Source organism: Arthrobacter sp. I3, assembly GCF_000520575.1.
Lineage (GTDB): Bacteria > Actinomycetota > Actinomycetes > Actinomycetales > Micrococcaceae > Arthrobacter > Arthrobacter humicola_A.
In genome coordinates this window covers 1-6699 of the sequence record NZ_KI914925.1, presented here as the reverse complement: position 1 = coordinate 6699, position 6699 = coordinate 1, and the positions used below count along the sequence as shown (strand labels likewise).

The following is a 6699-nucleotide window of genomic DNA, read 5'->3' as shown; positions in this document are numbered from 1 at the left end:
GCCGTGGATGCCGTCCGAGCCTGCGACGGCGGCAAGCGCCCGGTGCCAGTCGTCCGGTGGCAGGTCGGGCAGCAAAATGAGGCCTTGTTGGGCCGAATCGACGGCGCGTCGCATGGTGTCGGCGGCCTCGTCGTCCAGCCCGGCGCAGGCAGTGGGCAGCCCCACGCACGCCCGCACAACCGTCGTGTCAAGAATCTTCCGTACGCCCGTGACGTTCACGCCGCGCACGTTGCCGTACCGGCAGGTCCGGGCAAGGGGGGCGATGGTTTCCAGCAGCGGCGCGACGTCTTGTTGCAAGGCGGTGCGCTCGGCAAGGACCGACACCACGCCGCCGATGCCGTCCGGCAGGTCAGCGAGCAGGCAGCTTGCGAGCAGTTCGCTGAGCGCCGTCAGGCTGCCTGCGTCCTGGGCGCGTTCGGCCACGCAGTTCGCGGCAGCGGAGGCGACCGTAGTGCCGTAGCGGCTGGCTTCCACCACGGCCACCGTTAGCTCCGGCTCCCAGTTCAGTGTCCACACCTCCTTGAACGTGCCCGTCGTCCGGCCGGATTCGCTCTGTGTGCCCCAATGCACTCCAAGCAGCGCCAGCCGGTGCAGCAGAACCGAGCGGGCCAGCTGGTTTGGCTTGCGCAGGTCAAGGGTAAGGACCTCTTCCATGGCGCTCGGTTTCCACCGGAGCTTGCGTTGAGTGGCTGCCAGATCGGCGGCCAGGGGGACTGTGGGCGCAGACTCCGGTACATTCCCCAGCTCGAGCCCAACGGTGAGTTCACGGTGGACCAGGGCCAGCGGCAGAGGTGAACCGTCGCACAAAACTGCCTGCGCGGCGTCGTCCAGTTCGGACAGTCCCGGGCTGGGCCGTCCACGGACGGCGGCAAGGGCATTCGCCATTCGGCTGGCGTCCACTACAGAGGCAGTCGATGCGTCGAGGTGTTCACGGCGCAGTGCATGGGCTACCCGGACGAGCCAGGTAGTGGACACGTCCGTGCCGGGCTCCTGCGCCATCCAGTGTGTGAAGAGGTGCTGGTACCAGCCGGGCGCAGTGACACCGGCCCCATAGCCGCTGCGCAAGCTGAGCCGGTCCGAGGTCCATGGCACCCAAGTCACCGCGACCTTGGCCTTGGGCAGCCCGGCCAGCACCTTGTTGTCGGCAGAGACCGGGGGAAACCCTGAGGGCACGAGGGCAGGCGCATGGTACGCACCACACACCACGGCGATCCGCCCATGCCCTTCGCGAATGGCGGCACGCAGCAGGCGGCGCATCGCCGCTTCCCGACGGTTGTTCTCCATAACGTCGGGATGGCTGCTGGGCCTGTCGTCGGCCGCCCGGATCTCCGCGATGGCCTCGGTCAACGCCGCGAACCGCTCGACGGGGTCTGTATTCGGTTGCTCGATGGCGTCCTCCCACCACCGCTCCGGATCGGTGTAGCCGGCGGCGCCGGCCAGCATCCCAATCGCATCGGGGCGGTACGGCTGCTGCATCGGGGCGGGAGGTTCGGCGCCATCCACGGGGGGATCGCCGTCGTCGGTGGCTGTTGTTGGCCCGTCCGGCGCGGGAGCCATGCGGAGGGCGAAGGTGTGCGCCGCGGGCAGGTCGATCGCCCGCACCTGGGTGCCGGTGGAAAGCGCCCAGCCAAACGCCACCCACTCCGGCGAGAAGCTCGCCATCGGGTAAAAGGAAGCGAGCCGAGGCTCATCGGCTGCGTAGATCAGCCCGGCGATGGGCGGCGTCATCTGCGGATCGGACAGCAGCGGAATCACCTGGTCAAGTTCCGGGGGACCTTCAACCAGCACCAGATCCGGCCGGAGGGATGCCAGCGCCTCGGCGACCGAATGCGTCGAACCGGGGCCGTGATGCCGGATCCCCAGGACGTAGACGTCTGTCATCGGTCAGTTCGATGATTCGAGGTCGCGGCAGGCCCGGTACAGGTCCTTCCACTCCGGCCTGTTCCGGACGACGGTTTCCAGGTACTCCTGCCAGATCACACGGTCCTGGACGGGGTCTTTGACCACTGCGCCCACCAGGCTGGCCGCCACATCCGGGGCCCGGACGGTGCCGTCACCGAAGTGGGCGGCGAGGGAGAGCCCGTTCGTCATCACCGAGATGGCCTCTGCCGTCGACAGGGTCGCTGAGGGCGATTTGATTGTTGTGCGCTGGTCCTGCGTTACTCCGGCGCGCAGTTCCCGCATGACGGTGACCACCCGCCGGACTTCGGAGAGAGCTCCCAGATCAGCCGGAAGCTCCAGGGCAGTGCCCAGGCTGCGGACGCGGGTGGTGACGATCTCGATCTCCTGCTCGATGCTGTCCGGGAGCGGCAGCACCACGGTGTTGAAGCGGCGGCGCAATGCCGACGACAGATCGTTGACGCCCTTGTCCCGGTTGTTGGCCGTCGCGATGATGTTGAAGCCCTTGCGGGCCTGGACCTCTGCATTGAGTTCGGGGATCGGCAGGGTCTTCTCGCTGAGGATCGTGATCAGCGAGTCCTGCACGTCGGACGGGATCCTGGTCAGTTCCTCCACCCGTACCAGGCTCCCTGCCTCCATCGCGCGCATCACCGGTCCCGGGACCAGGGCCGCCCGGGACGGGCCGTCCGAGAGCAGCCGGGCATAGTTCCAGCCGTACCGCAGTGCCTCTTCCGGCGTGCCTGCGGTGCCCTGCACCACGAGGGTAGAGGCTCCCGAAATGGCCGCGGCCAGGTGCTCTCCCAGCCAGGTTTTCGCGGTGCCCGGCAGGCCAAGCAACAGCAGCGCGCGGTCTGTGGCAAGCGATGCGACGGCGATTTCGACCAGCCGCGCGGAACCCAGGTATTTTGGTGTGATCTGTACGCCGTTCGGCAGGGTGCCCCCGAGGATATAGGTGGTCACCGCCCACGGAGACAGCTGCCAACTGGGCGGCCGGTGCCGGTCGTCAACAGCCGTCAACGCGCTGAGCTCCTCAGCGTAGGCGTTTTCGGCATGGGCGCGGAGGACATCGGGGGCGGTCGGGGCGTCGTTCATTGAAAAGCCTCCGTCAGGGATTGTCGGAATGATTGGTATTGAACGGCATCACGAAGCACGCGGCGCCGGGCGGCGTCTGCGTCTGGATGCTCAAGCAGGCGCCGGGCTTGTTCGGCTGCCTCGGGCGGCAGCGCCGCAGGCAGGGTGTCGGCGAGCATGGTTGCCAGCTGGCCGCCGTTCTTGGCGTTGATCTGCTCAAGCACGGCTTCAGCCAGGGGGCGTCCCCATGGTCTTGGCATGTCGCGAAGCGGTTGAACGAGTGTCCAGGGGTTTGCCGTGCCGCCGCGCAGGTGCCGGACGAGCGTGTCCTCGCGCTCGGCGGCGGGCAGGCAATTCAGCAGCCGCAGGTCCGTGCGGACGTCGAGCAGCGCACGCACCCAGTCAAGGTCGGCCCGCAGCGCAGCGGTGGTGACGATCGTTTCGAGGGCGCGGGGTTCGCCCTTCAGCAGCGCCACGCTCGCCCCTGGCGTACGGCCGGCCGCCGTCGTCCAAACATCGAGGGGGGCACCCCTGATGATGGCGTCGAGCCGGCCCAGCCGGTCGGGTTCACCACTGCGTGGGGCCGGCGCGATCCCGTCGCGCAGTCCTGCCGCGTCCGGCTCAGGCGGGAGGTCGATCTCGAATTGCTTGCGCAACAATCCTTTGAAGCGAAGCAGCGGCCGCAGCCTGGCAGCCATGCGGACCGCGCGGGCGCTCTCAGGGAGCCGGTCCAGTAGGGCGGCGGCTACCTCCCGCACGCTCTTTGCGGTGTCGTCAAGGGCCCGCTCCAGCAACTCCTCGTCATCTGCCCGCAGGTTCGCGGCCAGGGTGGCCAGATGGGCGGCGCGCTCCCGGGCACCGAGCGTATCCCAATGCGTGACCAGCAGCTCGCGGGCGGCGGCCGGATTACTACGGCGACGCCGTTCCAGTTCCGTCGTGGCGTCAGCACTGTTCAACTCTGCCCAGTCGGTCGTCATCGCCGGACGCGGATCGGCGCCCCCGGCCGTTAGGTCCTGAAGCCAGCGGCCCCGGGTTCCGATCGCAGGATGTAAATGCTCCGCCACGCTGGATTTTGCCTCTGCCAACATCAGCAGGCTGGGCAGCAGCCGGTGCGGAACACGCCGTCCGGAAGCCTCGGCAAGCAGCAGCCAATCGACCACCAGCAGGCTTCGGAGTTCCAGCCCGACGGGCGGCTGGGTGAGCAGCAGGTCCAGCAGGCGGCAGGCCTCGCCCGGGGCCTCGGGCGCATCGTCCGGTGGGGCCGGACGAGGGACATCTGGAGCGTCCATAGTAGTGGAAGGCCGGGCAGCGCGGGTGACTGCATCGGCCATGGCTGCTTGGTCCAGCAGTGACTCCTCGCCGGAGACGCCATCCGGCGGGCGGACACCCAATTCCACAGGCGGAAACGGGGCCGGGTGGCGCGCGGTGCCAACGAGTGCCGCCGTTTGAAGCTCGGCCAGCCAAGTCATGGGGTTACCACCGCTCCACCGACGACTGCGGACAGAGGCCGGAAGCGGCCCTCCTCCAGTTCGCCGAACAGGTCCACAGGGTGGCCGCCGGTCAGGGCCAACAGGGAATCCAGGGGCGCGTCGACCAGGGGGAGTGCGTTGCCGGATCCGTCCCGGAGCCAGCCGTAATTGCCAGGGCAGATGCGCACCCCGCTCAACAGGACCGGGTGACGCTCACACCACGGGGAGAGTGCCACCGCCGCCGATTCAATTTCCAACGCTTGCGCAATGTTCCCACCCTCGCCGAGGCTGGCCGCCAGTCCTTGCGGGGCTACGGGCCCGGTGAACATTGCCCGCCGGGGCCCGGAGCCGGGATACCGCGCGACGGTGACATCCAGCACCGCACCCGCGAGCTGAGGCGTCGCCAGAGCGTCACTGTGGGCAGCAAAATCGAGTACCACGATGACCGTTCCGTCGGGGGCGCGAAGCCAGGTCCGCTGTTGCTGGAGCCGGCCGTCGTCGCTGCGGTGAGTGCCAAGCACCAGCCACGGACCGTGCAGCGCTTCGGTGCCCTCAACTTCGGCGGTGGGCACCGCCCAGCCGACGGCCACCCGGAGATCGGCGAGCTCGTCGGGAGTCAGGGTGTCCCGTTTGCGCCACGCCTTGGTCAGCGCCCACCAGCGCCCGGCCCGCAGAAGCAGGTGAACGCCCCAGTCGGTCCGTGCGTGCACATCTGATCCCATCGCCCGCACCTGGGCGGCTAAACCCGGAAGCTGGGCATCGACAAGGCGCCCCGCCACGCCGTCCCACCATGAATACGGCTGGGTGCGGGCCGACGCCAGGCCGGTCCGCACCAGGTCCGTCAGCCACCGGGCAAAGTCGTCAATCCCCGCATCCATCAATGCCAGCCGGTCGGCCAGTCGCTTGGCCTGTGCCGCCGGATCCACAACCGGCTCGGACTGGCGCCGCTCGCGCACGGCGGTCCGCTCTGCCCGCTGGGAGGCCCACTCCTGCGCGAAGGCGGCTGTCTCCGCGGCGGCGTCGGCCGCCTCGCCCCGCGTCCACATAAGCAGCAGCGCCAGGGCATGCTTGCACGGGAACTTCCGGCTCGGGCAGGAGCATCGATAGGCAGGAGCGGCGACATCAATGCTCACTTGGTAGGGAGTCTTTCCGCTGCCCTGGCATTTGCCCCAGACCAGGACGTCGTTGCTCCCCGTGTCGGACCAGGGGCCGGGATGTGCCAGCTTGCGGGCGGCCGTCAGCGACGATGGGTCGGGCGCGGCGCTGATTACCCGCTCCTCGCTCCAACGCCCCATGAAGCACATTGTGCCCGATGTCACAGATACCGCAAGGGAGGCAGAACGGTGTGGCGGCGGCGCACCACGCCGGTAAACGGTCAGTGACGCCCTACTGGTGTCCGGCCCCTGTCAGTCCGCGGGCTGGGTTATTCGTGCCAGTGCGTCGATGGGATCTCCCGCGCTGACCGGGTGCGTTGCGGCGATGGCAATCACCAAGGATGAAAATCGAGAAACTCCTTACCAGGTCCTTATTCATTGGCCAATGGAAGCTCAAAAGTAAACGAGGCACCCCTGGACTCATTCTCTTCCGCCCAAAGCCTGCCGTGCTGGCGTGTGATGATCCGGTGGCTAAGGGCCAGGCCTATGCCACTGCCCGTGGCTTTAGAGGTGAACACGCCATCGAAAATTCGCCCGTCCGGGATATGCGCGATGCCCTTACCGCGGTCAGCGACGCGGAACACGCCTGATTCCGCGGTGGCGTATGTGGTGATGGTGACATGGCGCTCGCGCCGTGGCCATGTGGACATCTCGTCAATGGCGTTATGACACAAATTCAGGATCACCTGGCCGGTTAGTATCTTTTCGCAGCGAATCCAGATGGGCGTATCACTCTTGACGACCTGAATTTCTGTTTCGTGCTGCTGGCCACGGAGCTGAATGAAATACAGGCAGTCCTCCACGATTTCGTTCAGGTCGACGATCTGTTCGGATTGTTCAAGTTGGACAACGAAGGCGCGAAGGCTGGAGACGATCTGGTTGGCGCGGTTTATTTGCTTTCTGGCGTTTTCCAGACCGTACTCCAGGTCCTGTACGGCAGTGTCTGGATTGTGCAGCCGTCGGGATACGCCGTCGACGAAGTTGGTGGCGGCGGCCAGTGGCTGTCCCAACTCGTGGGCGATGGCCATGGCCATGTCTCCCATTGCGTTGTAGCGGCCAAGATAGTTCAGGTGCTCGAGGTCCCGGCGATGTTGTTCCTCGGCGGC

5 protein-coding genes are annotated in these 6699 nt (G+C 67.3%); all 5 read right to left on the bottom strand.

Annotated elements, in window-relative coordinates:
* Positions 1-1881, bottom strand: a 1881-nt coding sequence (locus tag Y706_RS24965) for a DUF5682 family protein (RefSeq protein WP_043436011.1), incomplete at its 3' end; no start/stop codon positions are given.
* A 3-nt stretch (positions 1882-1884) separates the two neighbouring features.
* Positions 1885-2991 (bottom strand): ATP-binding protein, encoded by a 1107-nt coding sequence (locus Y706_RS0110950; RefSeq protein ID WP_028276622.1) that lies wholly within the window; start codon positions 2989-2991, stop codon positions 1885-1887.
* A complete protein-coding gene (locus tag Y706_RS0110945) occupies positions 2988-4130 on the bottom strand; it encodes a DUF5691 domain-containing protein (RefSeq protein ID WP_253906767.1) in 1143 nt (380 codons plus the stop codon). Before Y706_RS0110945 ends, Y706_RS0110950 begins: the two co-directional genes overlap by 4 nt.
* A gap of 305 nt (positions 4131-4435) precedes the next feature.
* Complete coding sequence (locus tag Y706_RS0110940) at positions 4436-5734, bottom strand: SWIM zinc finger family protein (RefSeq protein ID WP_028276620.1); 1299 nt, start codon at positions 5732-5734, stop codon at positions 4436-4438.
* A gap of 230 nt (positions 5735-5964) precedes the next feature.
* Positions 5965-6699, bottom strand: a 735-nt coding sequence (locus Y706_RS0110935) for a sensor histidine kinase (protein ID WP_028276619.1), incomplete at its 5' end; no start/stop codon positions are given.

Bases quoted from the DNA above. Each gene is read 5' to 3' on its own strand.
- Y706_RS0110940 (WP_028276620.1), bottom strand. From the start codon at position 5,734: ATGGGGCGTTGGAGCGAGGAGCGGGTAATCAGCGCCGCGCCCGACCCA.
- Y706_RS0110950 (WP_028276622.1), bottom strand. From the start codon at position 2,991: ATGAACGACGCCCCGACCGCCCCCGATGTCCTCCGCGCCCATGCCGAA.